20 protein-coding genes are annotated in these 18,970 nt (G+C 50.0%); 16 read left to right on the top strand and 4 right to left on the bottom strand.

Annotated features, from left to right (window positions below):
- From AC3DOM_RS05915 to AC3DOM_RS05905, 3 genes are all read right to left on the bottom strand, one after another.
- Positions 1-968: tryptophanase (locus tag AC3DOM_RS05915; RefSeq protein ID WP_487918106.1), on the bottom strand; the 968-nt coding region annotated here is incomplete at its 3' end.
- A gap of 43 nt (positions 969-1,011) precedes the next feature.
- A complete protein-coding gene (locus AC3DOM_RS05910; RefSeq protein ID WP_487918105.1) occupies positions 1,012-1,470 on the bottom strand; it encodes an Lrp/AsnC family transcriptional regulator in 459 nt (152 codons plus the stop codon).
- Positions 1,471-1,702: 232 nt separating this feature from the next.
- A complete protein-coding gene (locus AC3DOM_RS05905) occupies positions 1,703-3,079 on the bottom strand; it encodes a tryptophanase (RefSeq protein ID WP_487918104.1) in 1,377 nt (458 codons plus the stop codon).
- A gap of 103 nt (positions 3,080-3,182) precedes the next feature.
- Here AC3DOM_RS05905 and AC3DOM_RS05900 point away from each other — a divergent pair, with 103 nt between their 5' ends.
- The 16 genes from AC3DOM_RS05900 (at position 3,183) to AC3DOM_RS05825 (ending at position 18,323) form a co-directional block, all read left to right on the top strand.
- Positions 3,183-3,353, top strand: a complete 171-nt coding sequence (locus AC3DOM_RS05900) for a hypothetical protein (protein ID WP_487918103.1) — start codon at positions 3,183-3,185, stop codon at positions 3,351-3,353.
- A gap of 1 nt (position 3,354) precedes the next feature.
- Complete coding sequence (locus AC3DOM_RS05895; protein WP_487918102.1) at positions 3,355-4,137, top strand: hypothetical protein; 783 nt, start codon at positions 3,355-3,357, stop codon at positions 4,135-4,137.
- A gap of 259 nt (positions 4,138-4,396) precedes the next feature.
- Positions 4,397-4,753, top strand: coding sequence for an NADH-quinone oxidoreductase subunit A (locus AC3DOM_RS05890; RefSeq protein WP_487918101.1), 357 nt, complete (start codon positions 4,397-4,399; stop codon positions 4,751-4,753).
- A gap of 77 nt (positions 4,754-4,830) precedes the next feature.
- Entirely contained in the window at positions 4,831-6,027 is a 1,197-nt protein-coding gene (gene nuoH / locus AC3DOM_RS05885) for an NADH-quinone oxidoreductase subunit NuoH (RefSeq protein ID WP_487918100.1), read from the top strand.
- A gap of 16 nt (positions 6,028-6,043) precedes the next feature.
- On the top strand, positions 6,044-6,559 hold the full coding sequence (locus AC3DOM_RS05880; RefSeq protein WP_487918099.1) for an NADH-quinone oxidoreductase subunit J family protein: 516 nt from the start codon (positions 6,044-6,046) through the stop codon (positions 6,557-6,559).
- 9 nt (positions 6,560-6,568) lie between these two features.
- Positions 6,569-6,877, top strand: coding sequence for an NADH-quinone oxidoreductase subunit NuoK (nuoK, locus tag AC3DOM_RS05875; RefSeq protein WP_487918098.1), 309 nt, complete (start codon positions 6,569-6,571; stop codon positions 6,875-6,877).
- Between the two features lie 9 nt (positions 6,878-6,886).
- Positions 6,887-9,055 (top strand): NADH-quinone oxidoreductase subunit L, encoded by a 2,169-nt coding sequence (gene nuoL / locus AC3DOM_RS05870; RefSeq protein ID WP_487918097.1) that lies wholly within the window; start codon positions 6,887-6,889, stop codon positions 9,053-9,055.
- A gap of 17 nt (positions 9,056-9,072) precedes the next feature.
- Positions 9,073-10,602 (top strand): complex I subunit 4 family protein, encoded by a 1,530-nt coding sequence (locus AC3DOM_RS05865; protein ID WP_487918096.1) that lies wholly within the window; start codon positions 9,073-9,075, stop codon positions 10,600-10,602.
- 11 nt (positions 10,603-10,613) lie between these two features.
- Positions 10,614-12,086, top strand: coding sequence for a complex I subunit 4 family protein (locus AC3DOM_RS05860; RefSeq protein ID WP_487918095.1), 1,473 nt, complete (start codon positions 10,614-10,616; stop codon positions 12,084-12,086).
- Positions 12,087-13,526, top strand: coding sequence for an NADH-quinone oxidoreductase subunit N (locus AC3DOM_RS05855; RefSeq protein ID WP_487918094.1), 1,440 nt, complete (start codon positions 12,087-12,089; stop codon positions 13,524-13,526). It abuts the gene before it with no gap.
- 37 nt (positions 13,527-13,563) lie between these two features.
- On the top strand, positions 13,564-13,869 hold the full coding sequence (locus tag AC3DOM_RS05850) for an AtpZ/AtpI family protein (RefSeq protein WP_487918093.1): 306 nt from the start codon (positions 13,564-13,566) through the stop codon (positions 13,867-13,869).
- Positions 13,853-14,833, top strand: a complete 981-nt coding sequence (locus AC3DOM_RS05845; protein WP_487918092.1) for a F0F1 ATP synthase subunit A — start codon at positions 13,853-13,855, stop codon at positions 14,831-14,833. Before AC3DOM_RS05850 ends, AC3DOM_RS05845 begins: the two co-directional genes overlap by 17 nt.
- A gap of 100 nt (positions 14,834-14,933) precedes the next feature.
- Positions 14,934-15,173 (top strand): ATP synthase F0 subunit C, encoded by a 240-nt coding sequence (gene atpE / locus AC3DOM_RS05840; RefSeq protein WP_487918091.1) that lies wholly within the window; start codon positions 14,934-14,936, stop codon positions 15,171-15,173.
- A 16-nt stretch (positions 15,174-15,189) separates the two neighbouring features.
- Positions 15,190-15,924: a F0F1 ATP synthase subunit B gene (gene atpF / locus AC3DOM_RS05835; RefSeq protein WP_487918090.1), complete on the top strand. Its 735-nt coding sequence runs from the start codon at positions 15,190-15,192 to the stop codon at positions 15,922-15,924.
- Positions 15,925-16,117: 193 nt separating this feature from the next.
- Positions 16,118-17,719, top strand: a complete 1,602-nt coding sequence (locus tag AC3DOM_RS05830; protein WP_487918089.1) for a UDP-N-acetylmuramoyl-L-alanyl-D-glutamate--2,6-diaminopimelate ligase — start codon at positions 16,118-16,120, stop codon at positions 17,717-17,719.
- Positions 17,709-18,323: a GNAT family N-acetyltransferase gene (locus tag AC3DOM_RS05825; protein ID WP_487918088.1), complete on the top strand. Its 615-nt coding sequence runs from the start codon at positions 17,709-17,711 to the stop codon at positions 18,321-18,323. Before AC3DOM_RS05830 ends, AC3DOM_RS05825 begins: the two co-directional genes overlap by 11 nt.
- Here AC3DOM_RS05825 and AC3DOM_RS05820 read toward each other — a convergent pair.
- On the bottom strand, positions 18,320-18,970 hold a 651-nt coding region (locus AC3DOM_RS05820), incomplete at its 5' end, for an MFS transporter (protein WP_487918087.1). The genes AC3DOM_RS05825 and AC3DOM_RS05820 overlap by 4 nt on opposite strands.

The following is an 18,970-nucleotide window of genomic DNA, read 5'->3' as shown; positions in this document are numbered from 1 at the left end:
CCCTCGGCAATCCCGATTGCGAGGGCTTCCATATCGCGCCCGGCCATACCGCCATAGGTGTGGAGACCTTCATAGACCACGACCATATTGCGGGCCTTTTCGGCCACATCAGCCTGGTTGACGGCCAGCCAGCCGCCGATATTGACCAGATTATCCTTCTTGGCACTCATCCAGGCCCCATCGGTGTAGGAGCAGAACTCGAGCAGGATTTCGGCGATGGTTTTATCCTGATAGCCTGCTTCGCGCTCCTGGATGAAGAAGCAATTTTCATACATTCTGGTGGCATCCAGGTAGACCCGGATTCCAAGTTTATTGCAGAACTCGCGTAATTCTTTGGCATTGGCCATGCTAACGGGCTGACCACCGGCCATGTTGACTGTTCCGGCCAGAGAGACATAGGGAATATTTTTCGCGCCGACCTTGTCAACCAGGGCCTGCAATTTGTCGAGATCGACGTTGCCTTTGAAGGGATGCTGGGCGGTGGGATTGTGGGCCTCGTCGATGATCACATCCACGAAGATTCCCCCGGCCAGTTCCTGGTGCAAACGGGTGGTGGTGAAGTACATGTTTCCGGGGATATAGTCGCCTTTTTTAATGATGGCCTGACTGATCAGGTGCTCGGCGCCGCGGCCCTGGTGGGTGGGGATGATAAATTTATAGCCATAATAGGTTTGGATGGCGTTTTCCAGATGGTAAAAGTTTCGGCTTCCCGCATAGGCTTCGTCGCCCATCATGATGCCGGACCATTGACGGTCGCTCATTGCGCCGGTGCCGCTGTCGGTCAGCAGGTCAATATAAACATCTTCTGAGCGCATCAGAAAGGTGTTGTAACCCGCCTCGGCTGCGGCTTTTTCACGATCTTCTTTTGAGATCATGCGGATCGGTTCGACCATCTTGATCTTCCACGGTTCGGCCCAGGAACGGCGGCCAAATTGCTGCCCCATGGTTTGATATTTTGATTTAGACATAAAACCTCCGGAGGTAAGAATTGGGATATAGGAAATTGCTTTATTACGGAATTGGAATTGCGGACGAGGATTTTACTTCGCTAAGCACAACCCTGGTATGGATGCGATCCACGCCATCGATAGGGGTCAGGCGATGAACGAGAAAATGCTCAAGATCGACCGTGTTTTTTGCGACGACTTTGAGCAGATAGTCATGATCTCCGGTGAGATGATGACATTCCAGCACTTCGGGCATTCCCTGGATCGCCTCGTGAAAATTTTCCACCTGGCTGACTTGATGGCGCTGCAGGCTGACGCTGACAAAACATAACAGATCGTAGCCAATCTGCTGTCGATTGATCTCGGTGGCATAACCCTTGATATATTCGCTTTCCTCAAGTCTTTTGACGCGCGTCAGGGTGGCCGAGGGGGATAGGCCCACCGAGCGGGCCAGATCAGCGTTGCTGACGCGTGCATCCAGTTGAAGCTCTCGCAGAATGATCTTATCCAGGTTGTCAAGCATACAGAAGAATATACAGTAAATGAATCTATTTGTCAATGTATGTGCTGAAGAAAAGCTTAAATACAAAATAAAATTCAGAATATTATGTATTTCACAGCTTATCCCCGGTGAGAAAATAGCACCTTAAAAGTATCTTTTCGTAGAAATTGTTGCGATAAACATCTTTAAAACATACTGTAATATATGTAAAAATGACTTCCGAAGTCTCGCAGACTTCGGAAGTCTGGCTGACCTACAGCGGCTCAAACCTCGCCGTGAAGTGCTTCAAAAATTGCGGGGCGTAGGTAAATTTATAGCCACCAATTTGATCTGCGTGGGTGATGATCTTCCTGACTGTCTTGATGATATAGTCCAGATGGCTTTGGGTATAGGTGCGGCGCGGAATTGCGAGGCGGACCAATTCCAGATCGGGGTAAACCATCTCGCCTGTATCGGGGTCTTCGTAGGAGAACATCACTGACCCAAGTTCAACGCCGCGGATGCCGCCCTCGCGGTAAAGCTCCACGACCAGGGCCTGATCGGGGAATTCGGCGTGAGAAAGGTGGGGCAGCAATTTGCCCGCATCCAGATAAACCGCATGTCCGCCCGCAGGCTGGATCACGGGGACACCCGCTTCAAGCAGGCCCTTATTTAGATATTCGGTTTGACCAAGACGAGATTTCAAATATTCCTCGTTAAGTCCCTCGCGCAGACCGACCGCCATCGCATCCAGGTCTCGACCGGCGAGACCGCCATAGGTGGGGAAACCCTCGCGCATGATCAATTCGTTGCGAGCATTTTGGAAAAGTGACTCATCATTCATGCAGAGCAGGCCGCCAATATTGACGATGGCATCCTTTTTCGCAGACATGGTCATTCCGTCGGCGAGGGCAAATAATTCCCGGGTGATTTCTGTGGGGGACTTATCTTCATAGCCTGGTTCCCGCATTTTGACGAAATATGCGTTTTCGGCGTAGCGGGCAGCATCGATAAAGAAGGGGATCTGATTAGATCTGTAAACTTTCGCAACAGCACGCATATTTTCCATCGAGACTGGTTGCCCGCCACCGGCATTATTGGTGACGGTCATCATCCCGAAGGGGATATTCTCCGCGCCGGTCTCTTCGATAAATTTGACCAACTTCTCAATATCCATATTCCCTTTAAATGGATGCAGATTGGACGGATCGTAGGCCTCTTCAATGACCAAGTTGGTCGGGCGCCCGCCGCGCGAGCGGATATTTGCATCCGTGGTGTCAAAATGCATATTCGAGGGGATATATTGCCCCTGCTTGACGAGCAGCGTGCTCAAAATTCCCTCGGCGGCCCGTCCCTGATGGGTGGGGAGGAAATGTTGAAAACCGAATATATCTTTTACCACCTCAGCAAGTCGAAAATAAGAGCGTGCTCCTGCGTAAGATTCATCTCCGATCATGATCGCTGCCCATTGGAAATGGCTCATCGCACCGGTCCCCGAATCTGTCAGCATATCAATAAATATATCTTCGGCCTTTAGCGCAAAGACAGTATAGCCAGCCTCTATCAGCGCAGCCTCACGTGCCTCGCGATTGATCAGGCGGATCGGTTCAATCATTTTGATGCGAAAAGGTTCGGGAATATATTCGGGCATTATCTCTCCTTGATTAGCTGCTCGGTACATTTTATGATGATGGCCTTTGAAGAAAAGCGAAACAAGTTTAACACAAGTGCCCTGTCCCATGTATAATGAACTCATGATCAAAAAACTGCGTTTAATTCTCGCTGTGCTGGTTTTGCTGGCCTCAATAAGTTTGCTGATCTGGGCTTCGTGGCCCTTGCTTTCTGAAAGCCGCGTAGTGCCCATCCCTCCAAATGATTTGCAGCTGCCAACGCCCAGCGCCTTCATCTATTTTTGGACGGTATGAGATGATCCGAAATTTGAAGATCCCCTATATATTATTAATTGGATTGGGATTATTCTTCCTGGTTCAGGCTTGTGGCGCACCGATGTCCGGAGAAGCAGAATCTGCGCCGGAGGAACCAGCCGCAGAAGCTCCAGCGGAGGAGGAACCCATTGCGCCAATGGCTACAGAAATGCCTCTCCCCGTTCCGACCGCGACCCTGATCTTGCCTCCGCCAACACAGGCTGTGACAGTCTCTCCAGCCATTCCTGAGCAGCGCCGCCTGACACTGGAGTGGCCGCCCCGCATCCGTACCGGAGATTCAGATATCGTTCGTTTAACCCTCGAAATAGATGATTCGGGCAATATCGTCCCCACGGCAGAAATCGAGGGTCATGCAGTCAGCGGGGAGGTCGTCAGCATTCCCAATCTGTACGAGACACATCAGGTACTTGCCGAGGCGCGCATGGATATGGCAGGTGTGCAGGTGATCCCTGCCGAGATCGTCAGCGAGCCACTCCTTCCGGGAGAGACAGTTACCTTTTACTGGAGCGTCAGCCCGGCCGAATCCGGGGAATATCGGGGGACAATCTGGCTTTATTTGCGATATATCCCCAGGCAGGGCGGAGAAGAGATCGTGAAAACAATTTCGGCGCAATTTATCGAAATCCGCGCGACGACATTTCTGGGTGCCAAAGCTGGGCCAGCCCGTGTTGCAGGAGCGATCGGCTCTTTTATCGGAGCGGTGCTGGGATTCCCCTTTGTGGACGATTTTTTGAAATTTCTGTGGAAGCGATTTAAACGGTAAGACCCCAACAATATAGGTACTCTTCAAGGTGGAAACAAGCCAGATTTCGGGAGTGATGTCGGAAAAAACCATCCACAGTGCAACTTCCTGATATCGTGGGGGTTAGCTGTGGTGAAATGCAAAGTATTGTGCATATATTCACAATTGGATATATATGACAAACATCATGCGAAATACAGACGTGGGTTAGTAGGGTAAAAATATTCCCTATGGTAAAATTTTTTTGCTATATTTGATATATTAAAAAAATGGAGTATTTATGCAAAATCCATGGATTTACGTTGGTATATTTGTTTTGGTCGGACTCTTAATTCCGATCGCCGCGATCGCGATTGCAGCGATTTTGGGACCCAAGAAACCTAATGCGATCAAGCAGAGCACCTATGAGTGTGGTATTGAGACAGTAGGGGATAGCTGGGTACAGTTCAAGGCTCAATATTATATTTTTGGCCTCGTCTTTCTGGTCTTTGATGTGGAAACTGTATTTTTGTTCCCGTGGGCGGTATCTTTGAATAGCCTGCCCTTATTCGCTGTTTTTGAAGGGATAATTTTTGTTCTCATTTTGCTTGCCGGGCTGGTTTATGCCTGGAAAAAAGGAATGTTGGAGTGGGTATAAATCCTGCAAAATAATTTAAAAGGCTGATGGAAAAGGGATTTCCACAGCCTTTTTTGTGTGTGTGTGAGGAGTAACTCATGGAATTTTGGAAAGATCCAATTACCACTATCTTTGACTCGCTTCTGAAATCCTTCACGAGCGGGGGGATGACAGAGGATTTGGCGACAGTCCTGATTTATTTGATCGGCATTTTGGCTTTTATATCCTTCGCGATGGTTCTGGATATTTTCCTCGTCTGGGTGGAGCGCAAAGTGGTGGCACGTTTTCAGGATCGTTTGGGTCCCAATCGGATTGGTCCCTTTGGCATCTTCCAGCCTTTTGCAGATATTGTTAAATTGCTGATCAAGGAAGATATCACCCCATTTGGAGCGGACGTAGTCCTGTTCAACCTGGCTCCGATTTTCTCGCTGATGTCTGTCCTTTTGCTCTGGGCGATCATGCCCTTTGCCCCGAAAATGGTTGGCGTCGATTTGAACGTCGGGATGCTTTATCTGGTTGCCGCTGGTTCGATCGGGACCCTCTCTGTGATCATGGCTGGCTGGTCGTCGAATAACAAATACGCGCTGATGGGCGCCTTCCGCACCGTCGCACAGATGGTCTCCTACGAGATCCCGATGGTTGCCGCCTTATTGGTCGTCACCGTATTGGCCGGAACAATGGGTGCAGTCGGGATCGTCGAGGCGCAGGAAGCAGTTCCCTTTATCATCCTTTCGCCGCTGGCATTCCTGATCTTCCTGATCTCTGCTATCGCGGAGCTGGGACGTTCGCCTTTCGATCTGAACGAAGCTGAATCTGAAATCGTGGCCGGTTTCCATACTGAATATACGGGGATGAAATTTGGCCTCTTCTACGCAGGTGAGTTGCTCCACTCTTTCACTTTCGGCGGTTTCATTGCCCTCCTGTTCTTTGGCGGCCACCGTCTCTTTGGTCTCGAGAATCTGGGCCCCCTTGTGGGCGCACTGATCTTCATGGGGAAGGCTCTCTTCTTCTATTGGGTGATCATGTGGGTCAAGTACACAGTTCCGCGTATCCGTGTTGACCATATGCTGGCTTTCAACTGGAAGTTCCTGACCCCTCTCGCCTTCATTTTGCTGATGGTGACAGCCCTGGTCGGGCGAATTTTCCTGCATAGTCCGTGGCTTGCGCCCGCCCTGTTCATCTCAAATATTCTAATTGCCTGGTTGACGATCGAATATCTGAAGTCTCACGCCCGCAAAGAACGCGATCAGGCAGAGGCTTCTGGTTCAGCGCCTGCCACTGCAACCCAACACTAAACGGAGGAGAAATCATATGACCTTTACGCAAGTTCTCTTTCTGATTTTCGCCGCGATCATTCTTGGATCCGCCTTTATGGTCGTGACCACGAAGAAAATGATCCACGCGGCATTCTGGCTGATCACAACCCTTTTCGGGGTAGCGGCTCTTTATGCCATGCTCAATGCTGGTTTTTTGGCGATGGTGCAGATCGTCGTTTATGTCGGCGCGATTGCGATCCTCTTCATCTTCGCGATCATGCTCACCCGTAAAGACCTGCGTGATTCTGACACCCCATTGAATAAAAATTGGGGCGTCGCAGCCTTGATCGGATTTTTGTCCTTCGGTGGGCTTTTGACAATCTTGAATAATTGGACAGGTCTTCTAAAAGAGGCCCCCGAACTTTCCTCAGGTATGGATACGATCAGCGATCTCGGTGTTGCCCTGCTTTCCCCGAATGCTTATCTCCTGCCCTTTGAAGTTGCTTCCGTTTTGCTCCTGGCTGCGCTGATTGGTTCAGTCTATGTGGCAAATCAGGCAAAGAGCGAGTAGGAGGCTGAGATGATCCCTATTTCCTGGTATTTGATTTTAGCTGCTGCCCTCTTTAGCATTGGTCTCTTTGGCGTTTTGGCCCGCAAAAATGCGGTTGCCATTTTGCTGGGTGTCGAGTTGATGCTGAACGCAGTCAATATTAACCTGGTTACATTTTGGCGCTATAACGCTCCAGCCGAAGTTACCGGACAAGTTTTTGCAATCATCGTTTTTGCAGTCGCAGCCGCAGAAGTGGCCGTCGGTTTGGCATTGATCATTTCGATCTACCGCAACCGCAACACCATCGTGGCTGATGATCTCGATCTGATGAAGTGGTAGGAAAAAAATATGGCAACTGAAAACCTTATTTGGTTACTTCCCCTCCCACCGCTGCTGGCTTTCTTCATTATTGTTTTATTTACCAATAAAAGCAAGAAGACAAGCCATATTGTTGGTGTAGGCGCAGCCGCCCTCTCATGGGCAGGTGCAATGACCGTTTTCTTTCGCGCGTTGGCAGACGATCATTTTGTCGCCTTTACGAGTAAGATCGAATGGATTCCGCTGGGTGAGGAATGGCTGGAAATCGGTGTCCGCATCGACCCTCTCTCAGCAGCGGTACTATTCTTTGTAGGGATCACCGTCTTTATGATCTTCCTTTACTCGGTTGGTTATCATAATTACGGCCAGCCCAAGGGCGATCATGACACCTTTGGTCTTCCCCCGCATGGTGCGACCACTAAAGATGAGCATGGGCATTCGCATACCGTTCCCTCCGTGGAGCCGATGTATTCGCGCTTCTTCGCCTTTATCGGTCTCTTCGCGGCCGGGATGTATACCCTTGTTATCTCTGATAACCTGCTGACCCTTTTTGTAGGTTGGGAGATCATGGGCTTATGCTCCTATTTGCTGATCGGTTTCTGGTTTGCAAAGAAATCCGCCCGCGATGCAGGCATCAAGGCCTTTATGACCACCCGTATCGGTGATGTCTTCATGCTTTTGGGCCTGGCTTTCCTTTATACAACAACCGGCTCTCTTTCATATGAAGTGATCTTCTCCGAAGAGACCCTCCACGCCCTGGCCTCTGTCAATGTGGGCTTCCTCGGTCTTTCCGCTGCAGGTGCGATTGGATTGCTGCTCTTCATCGGTGCCGTGGGTAAATCTGCGCAATGGCCGCTGCACGTCTGGCTTCCTGACGCAATGGAAGGTCCTACCCCTGTTTCGGCGATGATCCATGCCGCGACAATGGTTTCGGCTGGCGTTTATATGACCATCCGGATCTTCCCACTTTTCTCCGCTGGCTGGGATGGACATGGTCTGACGACAGCGATGAGCGTAATCGCCTTTATCGGAGCATTTACGGCCATTTTTGCTGCAACGATCGCTATTGCCCAAAATGATGTCAAGGGTGTTCTTGCTTATTCGACTATTTCGCAATTGGGTTTCATGATGGCGGCCATCGGTATCGGTGCTTATGTTGCCGCCGCCTTCCATCTCGTGACCCACGCCTTCTTCAAAGCGCTGCTCTTCCTCGGTTCCGGCTCGGTCATTCACGGCATGGAACATGGCGTCCTGCATACGGGCGACCATAGCGTGGACCCCCAGGACATGCGCAATATGGGTGGTCTTCGCAAGAAAATGCCGATCACCTTCTGGACATTCCTGATCGGCGGTTTTGCCCTTTCCGGTTTCCCAATTGTGACGGCAGGCTTCTGGTCAAAGGATGAAATCTTTGCGGACGCCTTCGCCCATGGTCATATGGCCGTCTTCATTACTCTGGCAGTAGCGGCATTCCTGACAGCTTTTTACACCATGCGCCAAATTTCGATGACCTTCCTTGGGAAACCACGCACCCCCGAAGCTGAACACGCTCACGAAACAAACTGGACGATGACCACACCCCTTGTTGTTTTGTCGATTTTCGCTGTTGGATATGGCTGGGTCGGCATTCCCGAACATTTCCCTGTACTGGGTGGATTATTGCCCAACTGGTTCCACGATTTTGTCGGACATACCCTCGAGCATCCTCCCGCAGCCGTTGAATTTAGCTGGATTCCGCTGATCACATCTTTAGCGGTAGCACTCGGTGGGCTGGGACTCGGTTGGTTGGTTTATCGCAACTTCAAAGCAGGGGCGGTTGATCCCATGAAAAAGGTTTTGGGACCAGTTCACACCCTTCTGGCAAATAAATACTATTTCGACGAAGCCTACGATTTCTTATTCGTCAAACCTGCCATCTGGATTTCGGAAGTCTTCACCAATAAGATGGATCAGGGCGTGATCGACGGCATCCTGCACTCCTTTGGAAAAGTTGCTCTCGCGGTTGGCACCTTCCTTCGCACCAAAATTGATGCGCCGATCATCAATGAATTTGTTGGTGATGGCTCTGCCGAAGTTGTGCAAATTTTCGGACGCTGGCTGCGCAAGGCGCAGACCGGTCGCATTCAGCAATATATGCTGTCTGCACTGGGCGTTTTGTTCATTATCTTTATTGCGCTGTACTATCTGGTGCTGGCGTAGGCTGACAGGAGTGAAACATGGATTTTCTTTCTAGTCACTTACTGAGCGTAATTCTCTTCTTCCCCGTTTTCGCGGCGATCTTGATCCTTTTCCTGCCAAAAGGAGAGGACAAGCTCGTCCGCTGGACGGCACTGATCGCCAGTCTGGTTCCCTTTGTACTCACTGTGGTGCTTTGGTTGAACTTTGATGCAAGCGCGAGCAGCGTATTTCAATTCGAAGAGAGTTATATTTGGTACGCAGCCATTAACTCGAATTTCCACCTCGGTGTTGATGGCATCTCTCTCAGCATGGTTCTGCTTACAACCCTGCTGACCCCCCTGGCAATCCTGGCCTCCTTCAGCATTAAAGAGAAGGTCAAGGCCTATATGATGCTCTTCCTTTTCCTTGAAATGGGAATGTTGGGTGTCTTTATGTCGATGGATTTGCTGATCTTCTTCGTTTTCTGGGAAATTGGTCTTGTCCCGATGTATTTCCTCATCAACCAATGGGGTTCATCAAACCGCAACTATGCCTCCCTCAAGTTCATGATCTACACAGTAGGTGGATCCCTGGGCTTGCTGCTGGCGATCCAATTGCTGGGTGTTTCTTTTGGAACCTACGATATCGGAGAGCTGATTTCACATTTTAATTATTCCGCTGTTCTCCATAATATTCCTTTGAATATGGATATTAATGCGGTCAAGGCAATTTCATTCTGGGCCTTTGTGGTTGCCTTTGCGATCAAGGTCCCGGTTTGGCCCTTCCACACCTGGCTTCCGGATGCACATACCGAAGCGCCCACGGCCGGATCAATGATCCTGGCCGGTGTCCTGCTCAAATTGGGAGCGTACGGTTTTATCCGTCTCGTCCTACCGCTTTATCCTGCTGAATCCGCTCATTTCGCTGGTTGGCTGGCATTCCTTGCTGTCATGGCGATTGTTTTTGGCGCCTTCGGCGCTTACGGTCAGACAGATTTCAAACGTTTGGTCGCCTATTCATCCGTAAACCACATGGGATTTGTGCTCCTCGGTATCGCTGCTGCGGCTAAGGCCATAGGCACCGCCAATGCGCATATCGCAATGAACGGCGCGATCCTGCAGATGTTCAATCACGGTCTTTCTGCGGCGGGAATGTTCTTCCTGGTCGGTGTGATCTACGAACGAACCCATACGCGTGATCTGAGAGAGTTCGGTGGTTTATTCCCTCTGGTGCCCGTTTATGGCGGCATCTTGATCTTCACCAGCATGGCCTCCCTTGGTTTACCCGGTTTGAACGGCTTTGTTTCTGAGTTCCTCGTTGTTCGAGGGGCGTGGGGCGAGCTGGCTGGGTACACCGCTGCTGCGATGCTCGGCTTGCTCTTTACCGGTGCCTATATTCTGAAAGGTGTCAAGAATGTGCTCCACGGCCCAATGAACGAAGAATGGGCGCATGGTGAGCATAAATTGACCGATATCAATACGCGCGAGATCGTTGTTATGGTTCCCTTGATGGCCCTGATGCTTTCCCTTGGTATTTGGCCAGGCTGGTTGCTGACCGTCATCAATAATGCTGTAACAGCGTTGTTCTAAGAGGTGCGCAAATGACATTTCCTATACTTAGTGTAATCATTTTTAGTCCAATTGTAGGCGCTCTGATCCTTTTGTTGATGCCTGCCGAGCGCAAGACGGAAATCCGAGTAGTGGCGTTGATGACTGCGACCTTTGCCCTGATCCTGTCATTTTGGGTCTATCTGAATTATGACCAGGTTGCTGCAGGATATCAATTTATCGAGAAATACGCCTGGATGCCTCAGCTTGGTATCAGCCTACACCTGGGTGTCGATGGGATCAGCACTCCGCTGCTTCTCCTGACTGGTGTCGTCATGTTCACGGGAGTGATCATTTCCTGGGGCATTGATGACCGTCCTCGTGAGTTTTTCGCCTTCCTTTTTCTCCTGGCGAGCGGCGTCTTCGGCGTTTTTGTTGCGCTTGATCTCTTCATGCTCTTCTTCTTCTACGAGATCGCCGTTTTCCCGATGTACTTGCTGATCGCAATTTGGGGCTGGGTCAAGACCCGCGAATACGCGGCCATGAAGCTGACCCTTTATCTCTTCATTGGTTCAGTTGTCGCGCTGATCGGCGCATTGGCAATGTATTTCAACAGTGGATTTGAAACATTTAATATGCTGGTTCTGGAAACCGCGAATTTCTCCCCTGAATTTCAGAAAATCTGGTTCCTCCCAGTCTTTTTGGGATTTGCAGTTTTGGGCGGTATTTGGCCTTTTCACAACTGGTCACCAGATGGGCATGTTGCTGCGCCTACTGCAGTCTCCATGTTCCACGCGGGTGTGTTGATGAAGTTGGGTGCTTTTGCGGCATTGCGCGTTGGGATCATGCTTTTGCCTGAAGGCGCAAAATTCTGGGCACCGCTTATTCTGATGCTGGCTACCGTCAATGTAGTTTACGGTGCATTTATCGCCATGATCCAAAAAGATTTGAAATATATGATCGGCTTCTCCTCCGTTTCTCATATGGGGTTGGTCATGCTTGGATTCGCCACCCTTACAAAAGCCGGAATGACTGGGGCAGGTGTGCAGATGTTCTCGCACGGTGTGATGACGGCTCTCTTCTTTGCTGCAACAGGTATGGTCTACGATCGAGCGCACACCCGCCAAATTCCCGAGCTGGGCGGGATGATGAAGCCCCTTCCGTGGGTTGGCGTCACATTCATTATTGGTGGTCTTGTCTCCATGGGTATGCCGGGCTTCTCAGGTTTTGTGGCCGAGTTCCCCATTTTTATGGGTGTCTGGCAGGTGAAACCCTGGGTGGCCATTCTCGCGGTTATCTCCATTGTAATCACTGCCGCATATATTATGCTGGCTATCCGTCGGACCTTCTTTGGCGAAATGCCCAAAGAGCTTGAAGGGCATATCACCCCGATCTCTGCAATGGATAAAGTTGCTCTCGGTCTATTAAGCGGACTGATGATCGCTTTGGGCGTCTTCCCTTCAATTATGGTGCCGATGGTAGAAACGGGCATTGAAAACGTGCTCCGTCTTCTGGGAGGTGCATAAATGTTTAACTCCTCTATGATTTTGGCAATCCTGCCAGAAATTCTTCTACTGTTACTTGGATTATTGATCCTGATCCTGGATATTGTATTGAAAGGTAAGGACGGACGTAATTTGGGCTGGGTCGCCGCTGGTGGGCTTCTTTTCATCCTCGTCCTGAATGTCTTCCTTGCCAAACCAACAATGCCGACAGATGTTTTTGGGGGTATGATCCGCTACGATATGCTGGGCTACGTTTTCAAGATGCTCTTCATCTTTGGTGCCATGCTGACCTCGCTCTTTATGATGGACTCTGAGAAACTCGGCAATCGGGGTGAATCTTATATTCTTTTGCTGGTCGCGACCATTGGTATGAACCTGATGGCTTCCGCTACCGATCTGATCATGCTCTATCTCGCCATTGAGACCACCTCCATCCCGATGTATATCCTCGCTGGCTTTATGCGTGACGATAAAAAATCTACCGAAGCCGGTCTCAAATACCTGCTCTTCGGCGCGATGGCCTCCACAGTCATGCTCTATGGCTTCAGCCTGATCTTTGGATTCACCGGCACAACAGCGCTCGGAGCTATTTCAGGCTTCTCATTACCTTTGGCCCTGGGTGTGATTGTTCTCATCCTGGTCGGGATCGCCTTCAAAATTTCACTGGCTCCCTTCCACTTCTGGGCACCCGATGTTTACGAAGGCGCACCAACCCCGATCACGGGCTTCCTTTCGACAGCTTCCAAAGCGGCTGGCTTTGCGGTCCTGATGCGCTTATTTATTGGGTTATTCCCACCCGCCAGCGCATATGCACCCTCCTGGACGCTGATCATGGCTGTCCTTGCAACCATCACAATGACTGTTGGTAACGTCGTTGCGCTATCCCAGTCTAATATCAAGCGCATGTTGGCTTACTCCTCCATCGCTCACGCGGGATATGCCCTCGTCGGTGTTGTATCCCTCTCTGAGTTGGGTGTTGGCAGTGTGACCTTCTACTTGATCGCTTATGTACTGACAAATCTCGCCGCATTTGGGATTATCGCCGCCTTCTCCAAAGTGACTGGCTCGGAAAAAATCTCCGATTTCGCTGGGATGAGCAGACGGAATTCCGGGCTTGCCCTTGCTATGTTGGTCGCCTTCCTGTCGTTGACAGGGATGCCGCCATTTGGCGGATTTGTTGCAAAGGTTTTTGTCTTTGCAGCTGCCGTCAAAGCAGATATGGTCTGGCTTGCCATCGTGGGTATCCTGAATTCGATTGTCGGTCTTTACTACTATCTGACCGTGCTAAAAGTTGTTTATTTGCACCGCATGGAAGGCGAGAACGAAGAGGCACATCCAATCCCCTTGAGCCGTCCATACGCCATCGCATTGTCAGTCTTATCTGCTGGCATTTTGCTGATCGGTATCATCTTTGGGCCCTGGTTCAATATTGCCAGTTCAGCGGCTGCGGGTCTCTTCTAATTGACCCATTAAAATCGCTGTGATATAATCCGCAACCATGAGTGAAGGCGAAAAGCAGGGTAAAAACAACCTGCAATATGCTTACAATCTAACCCTGGCCAGCATAGCTGGTCAGGTTGGCTGTTTGACACTAATTATTATTTTTGCCGCTCTCTTTGCTGGCCTCTGGCTCGACGGACGCATGGATAGCAAACCGATGTTTACCATCATTTTGCTGGTCGGAAGTGTCCCGGTGACCTTATTATTAATGTTTCGGGTTGTCAAATCAGCTACGAAACGAATCAAACCAATAGAGAAAAAAGAAACCCCTGAGGAGGAACAGAATAGTGGAAAATACTCCTGAAAAGAAAGGCTGGTGGCGCTGGGGCTTTAATCGCTGGCTCGTGCTGCTCTTTATGATTGGCAGTGGCGTTGCCGCAAGCTATTATGCGCCAGTTCGACCACATGTGCAACTGCCTGCGGAGAATGTTAGTCATTATCCCTTGTTCGGAAATGTCTACCTGACCAATACAATGATCGCAGTTTTGATCGCAGATGTGCTATTAATTTGGATGGCATTTAGCTTTTATCGAGCCACAAAAGGCGGAAAATCCCTGATTCCCAAAGGTTTTTCCGGTGCGGTTGAAGGCTTTCTGGAAGTCATTTACAACCTGACCGAAGGCACTGCCGGTAAATGGACCCGCTTCATCTTCCCATGGTTTGCGACGATCACATTGCTGGTACTCGTGATCAACTGGACAGAATTGATCCCTGGTGTAGATAGCATTGGGATCATTCACGAAGCAGAAGGTCATGGGCAAGCGATCCAGGATTTGGGTTGGGCAACAACCCTGATTGCTGAAGAACCTGCCCATGGCGAACATGGTTACGGGCTGATCCCCTTTGTCCGTGTTACCTCTACTGACTTGAACTTTACCCTCGCTTTGGCACTCATTGCTGTATTTATGGTCCAGTTCATAGGGATCAAGGCCCAAGGTGGTGCATATTTCAAGAAATTCTGGTTTACTGAGACAATGTTTACCAAACCCATGCTGGGTGTGATCGATTTTGGTGTTGGTCTTCTTGAGTTGGTCTCGGAATTCTCGAAAGTTCTTTCCTTTGCTTTTCGTCTTTTTGGGAATATCTTCGCCGGTTCGGTTCTTCTGTTCGTTATCGGTACCCTTGTCCCCGTTTTCGCCCAGTCCATGTTCCTGATGCTGGAATTCTTTGTCGGGATGATCCAGGCTGTAGTTTTTGGCCTCCTGACAATGACCTTTATGGCGCAGGCCACCCAGGGTCACGGCGACCACGAAGAAGCGCACGCCTAAGTTTATATTTATACATTTCGGGCAAAAAATCGCCCGGGTTAAACCAATGAAGTGGCGGCCCGTCCCGCCCGAAAAAATTTGATACGGAGGTATTTTCAAAATGGAATTAGAAGCTGCAACTATGCTTGGCAAGTTGATTGGCGCAGGATTGGCAATGATCGGGGCCATTGGCGCAGGTGCTGGTATCGGTATCGTTACAAGCGGTGCTGTACAGGCCATGGGACGTAACCCAGACGCGGCAGGCAATATCCAGACAAACATGATCCTCGGCATTGCGTTTGCCGAAGCGGTCGCGATTTACTGTCTTGTTGTCGCCCTTTTGATCCTGTTCGTATTCTAAACCGGAGGAGGCTCCTATGGATAAACTAGGACTTAATCTGGGTTATTTACTCGTCCAGATTTTCAACTTCCTGATTATTTTTGTTGTGCTAAAAAAATGGGTTTATGGACCTGTTTTGACCATGCTCGACAAACGTCGCGAGACTATTGCACAGGGTATGGAAGACGCCCGTGTTGCTTCAGAGGCTCGCGCAAATGCTGAAAAAGAAGCTGCCAAGATCAAGGCGGATGCGCAAGCAGAAGCCAGCAAGATCGTCAGTGAGGCAACCTCACGCGCCCAGACCGCTGGCAAAGATGTTCAGGCTGCTGCTGAAGCAGATGCTGCCAAGGCCGCTGAAAAATCTCTTGCGAATGTTGAAGCAGAGCGCAATCAGATGCTTGGCGATCTTCGTGGACAAGTTGCCGCGCTCGCGATTGCAGGTGCCCAGAAATTGGTTGGCGAAGCTCTCGACGAGAAACGTCAGCATGCCCTTCTGAGCGATTTCTTTGCTGGTGTCAAATCCGGCAAAGTCCTCGTCCTCGATAGCGCAGACTTCAAAGGCGATGCCGCTGAAGTCACCAGCGCATTGCCCCTAACAGATGCAGAGCAGGCGACTGTCAAAAAAGACGTGCTCGCAAAATCTGGAGCACAGGCTGTCTCCTTCCGCGTTGACCCCGCTATCCTTGGTGGATTGGTCATAAAAATTGGGGATAAAGTCGTTGATGGCTCCGTCGCAGGCAAGCTCGAAGGTTTACGCCAGAACATGCGCTAAATCTTCCAGAATGATAAAATCTAAAAGGGTTTTGATACTTGCTGTCAAAACCCTTTTAATTTACCATAGGACTAATGCATTTTTATAATCCTTATCCCAATGTTCTGCGTTGAGGTATTGTAGACAAGCCGCAAAGCAGAGCATTGCGGCGAGAAAGAAAGTGGATTGCGTAGGTCCTATACTATTTACTTTAATGACTCTCTCAAGTTTATTCTCTGAATTCCCGCGAAAGATCATCTCTGGGCAACCCACAGATATCACCATCCGTGAAATTGCTTCGGATTCCCGCAAGGTTCAACCGGGTGATCTTTTTGTCGCCATGGCCGGTGAATATTTCGACGGGCATCAATATATCCCTAAGGCGATTGAGCAGGGTGCCGTCGCGGTCGTGGGGGAGCAGGAGATTTCGGATCTTCCTGTGCCTTATATTCAAGTATCAAACGCACGTCAGGCAATCGCTCATCTTGCCGCGGCATTTTACGATCATCCTGGCCGCAAGCTGACTATGATCGGGGTGACAGGTACCGATGGCAAGACCACCACCAGTAATATCCTGTATCAAATACTCCTCGCGGCTGACCTTAAAGCTGGCATGATCTCAACCGTCAATGCCGTTATCGGTGATAGAACTCTGGATACGGGTTTTCACGTCACCACGCCCGATGCGTTGGATACCCAGCGCTATCTTCTGAAAATGGTTGAGGCAGGGTTGACGCATGTCATCCTGGAAACCACTTCGCATGGCTGGGCGCAGTATCGGGTGGATGCCTGTGAATTCGATATTGGGATCGTCACCAATATCACCCATGAACATCTGGACTATCACGGTTCCTACGAAGCCTATAGAGCCGCCAAGGGACGTCTATTTGAAAGTCTGAAGGATACAATGGATAAGCCGCACGGCAATCCACGGTTAGCAATCCTTAATCGGGATGATTCTTCCTACGAATTTTTGACCCGTCTCGCCCCCGGACCTCAGGCCTGCTACAGCGTGGATAGATCTGCCGATGCCCTTGCAGCGGATATCAACTATCTCCCTGATGGAATTGAATTTACGATTGTCGGAAATCTTGTTCTCGGCGGAGTCCCCGCCGCCGAGAACGGCGACAAAAACTTCTTTCGTGTAGCGACAAAAACAAATCTGGTTGGTTCCTATAATATCTCCAACTGCCTGGCAGCCTTCTCGGCAGCAGTCTATGGCCTTGGGATTGACCCTGAAACTGCCGCGCGTGGTATCGCCGCATTGGAGGGCATCCCTGGACGGATGGAGCGGATTGATCTCGGGCAGAATTTCACCGCCATTGTCGATTTTGCCCACACGCCCAATGCCCTCAAGGTTGCGATCGAATCTGCCCGCGAAATGACACAGGGGCGGGTGATCGCTCTCTTTGGCTCGGCCGGACTGCGCGACAAGGAAAAACGCCGCCTGATGGCAGAAATTTCTGCTGACCTGGCAGATCTTACCATTCTAACGGCTGAAGATCCACGCACAGAATCTCTGGATGATATTTTGTCCGAAATGGCTGCAGGAGCGAAATCACGTGATGGCGAGGAAGGAGAAAGTTTTTGGCGCGTTTCAGATCGCGGCGAAGCGATTTTGTTTGCCCTAAAACTGGCAAATCCTGATGATATCGTATTGATTTGCGGAAAGGGGCACGAGCAATCGATGTGTTTTGGCGAGATAGAATATCCCTGGGATGATCGCGTTGCGACACGCGCAGCGCTCGCAAAATTTCTGGGAGTCGAGGGCCCGGATATGCCTTATCTCCCGACGCAAAATACAAATGAAAATTGAACCTGTTATTTTAGAGGGAAATACATATCGTCTTGAGCCACTTTCAGAGGCCCATATTTCTGCGCTGACATTGGCTGGCAGCTACGAATCAATATGGCAACATATGCGTTATGGGATGGTGACAACTGAGGAGAAGATGAGGGCCTGGGTGCTGGATATGCTAGCGCGTCAGGAACGCGAAGGCGATCTCCCTTTTGCGGTTTGCCATCTTCAGAGCGAACAGGCTATTGGGGCAACCCGATTTATGAATATTGACCATCCTGAGCGTGGCCTGGAAATAGGTGGAACGTGGTATACGCCCTCTTTTCAGGGATCGGGCGTTAATACAGAGGCAAAGTATTTGCTGCTAAAATATGCCTTTGAAGAACTTGGCTGCATCCGTGTTCAGATCAAAACAGATATACGGAATATTAAATCTCAGCGTTCGATCGAGCGTTTGGGCGCAGTAAGAGAGGGGATGCTGAGAAATCATGTCATTCGACAGGATGGTAGCTATAGGGATTCGGTTTTTTATAGCATCATCGAAAGTGAATGGACTGAGATTAAATACAGACTGGAAGAGTTGCTTCTAAACAGGGATGGGGATAGAAAAGCCTCAGATTAAACGGTTTGAAGCTCTTTTTGCCTCTGACGCATGGCAAGCAGTAGCAGGCCAAAGGCTGAGATTGAACCGACAAACAATCCGCCGTACCAGATAGTGACCGGACCAAAAGAGTCGCTTAGCCATCCGCCCATCACTGGTCCTACACCGCGCGCAAAACTCCATGCCAGGTTATAAAGTCCCATATAACGACCACGCATATCGGGGTGGGCGAGGTTGGCTACGTATGCACTGGAGGTCGGAACAATGATTAACTCGCCAATCGTGATGATGACGATGCTCGTCCAAAAACCCCAGAAACCGCTGCCGAGTGCGACGCTGCCGGTGCCAATGGCATAAAAAGCCATCCCGAGTGCCATGATTGGCAATGGCCTGTAGCGTTTTGTTTTTCTTGAAACAGTCACTTGAAAAAATATCACTATCAGTGCATTGGTGGTTGGGATCAGGCCATAGATATTTTCGGGGATGCCGTAATTTTGGTTGGCATAAACGGGGAGTATGACCCACATGAGAGCGGCTGTAGTCCACCCCAAAGAGTAGATCGCGATCATGGCAATAAAGGCTTTGTCACGCAGGATATACCGATAACCTAATTTCCCGGTACTATCTTCCGATATTGTTGACGAGGTTTCGTGGGCAGGCAGGGTCTC

It is taken from the genome of Candidatus Desulfolinea nitratireducens (genome assembly GCF_982879505.1).
This window is presented reverse-complemented; position numbering and strand designations above follow the sequence as displayed.

Coding starts and splice junctions, on each gene's coding strand:
- AC3DOM_RS05910 (WP_487918105.1), bottom strand. CDS start 1,470: ATGCTTGACAACCTGGATAAGATCATTCTGCGAGAGCTTCAACTGGAT.
- AC3DOM_RS05905 (WP_487918104.1), bottom strand. CDS start 3,079: ATGCCCGAATATATTCCCGAACCTTTTCGCATCAAAATGATTGAACCG.
- AC3DOM_RS05900 (WP_487918103.1), top strand. CDS start 3,183: ATGATCAAAAAACTGCGTTTAATTCTCGCTGTGCTGGTTTTGCTGGCC.
- AC3DOM_RS05895 (WP_487918102.1), top strand. CDS start 3,355: ATGATCCGAAATTTGAAGATCCCCTATATATTATTAATTGGATTGGGA.
- AC3DOM_RS05890 (WP_487918101.1), top strand. CDS start 4,397: ATGCAAAATCCATGGATTTACGTTGGTATATTTGTTTTGGTCGGACTC.
- nuoH (WP_487918100.1), top strand. CDS start 4,831: ATGGAATTTTGGAAAGATCCAATTACCACTATCTTTGACTCGCTTCTG.
- AC3DOM_RS05880 (WP_487918099.1), top strand. CDS start 6,044: ATGACCTTTACGCAAGTTCTCTTTCTGATTTTCGCCGCGATCATTCTT.
- nuoK (WP_487918098.1), top strand. CDS start 6,569: ATGATCCCTATTTCCTGGTATTTGATTTTAGCTGCTGCCCTCTTTAGC.
- nuoL (WP_487918097.1), top strand. CDS start 6,887: ATGGCAACTGAAAACCTTATTTGGTTACTTCCCCTCCCACCGCTGCTG.
- AC3DOM_RS05865 (WP_487918096.1), top strand. CDS start 9,073: ATGGATTTTCTTTCTAGTCACTTACTGAGCGTAATTCTCTTCTTCCCC.
- AC3DOM_RS05860 (WP_487918095.1), top strand. CDS start 10,614: ATGACATTTCCTATACTTAGTGTAATCATTTTTAGTCCAATTGTAGGC.
- AC3DOM_RS05855 (WP_487918094.1), top strand. CDS start 12,087: ATGTTTAACTCCTCTATGATTTTGGCAATCCTGCCAGAAATTCTTCTA.
- AC3DOM_RS05850 (WP_487918093.1), top strand. CDS start 13,564: ATGAGTGAAGGCGAAAAGCAGGGTAAAAACAACCTGCAATATGCTTAC.
- atpE (WP_487918091.1), top strand. CDS start 14,934: ATGGAATTAGAAGCTGCAACTATGCTTGGCAAGTTGATTGGCGCAGGA.
- atpF (WP_487918090.1), top strand. CDS start 15,190: ATGGATAAACTAGGACTTAATCTGGGTTATTTACTCGTCCAGATTTTC.
- AC3DOM_RS05830 (WP_487918089.1), top strand. CDS start 16,118: ATGACTCTCTCAAGTTTATTCTCTGAATTCCCGCGAAAGATCATCTCT.
- AC3DOM_RS05825 (WP_487918088.1), top strand. CDS start 17,709: ATGAAAATTGAACCTGTTATTTTAGAGGGAAATACATATCGTCTTGAG.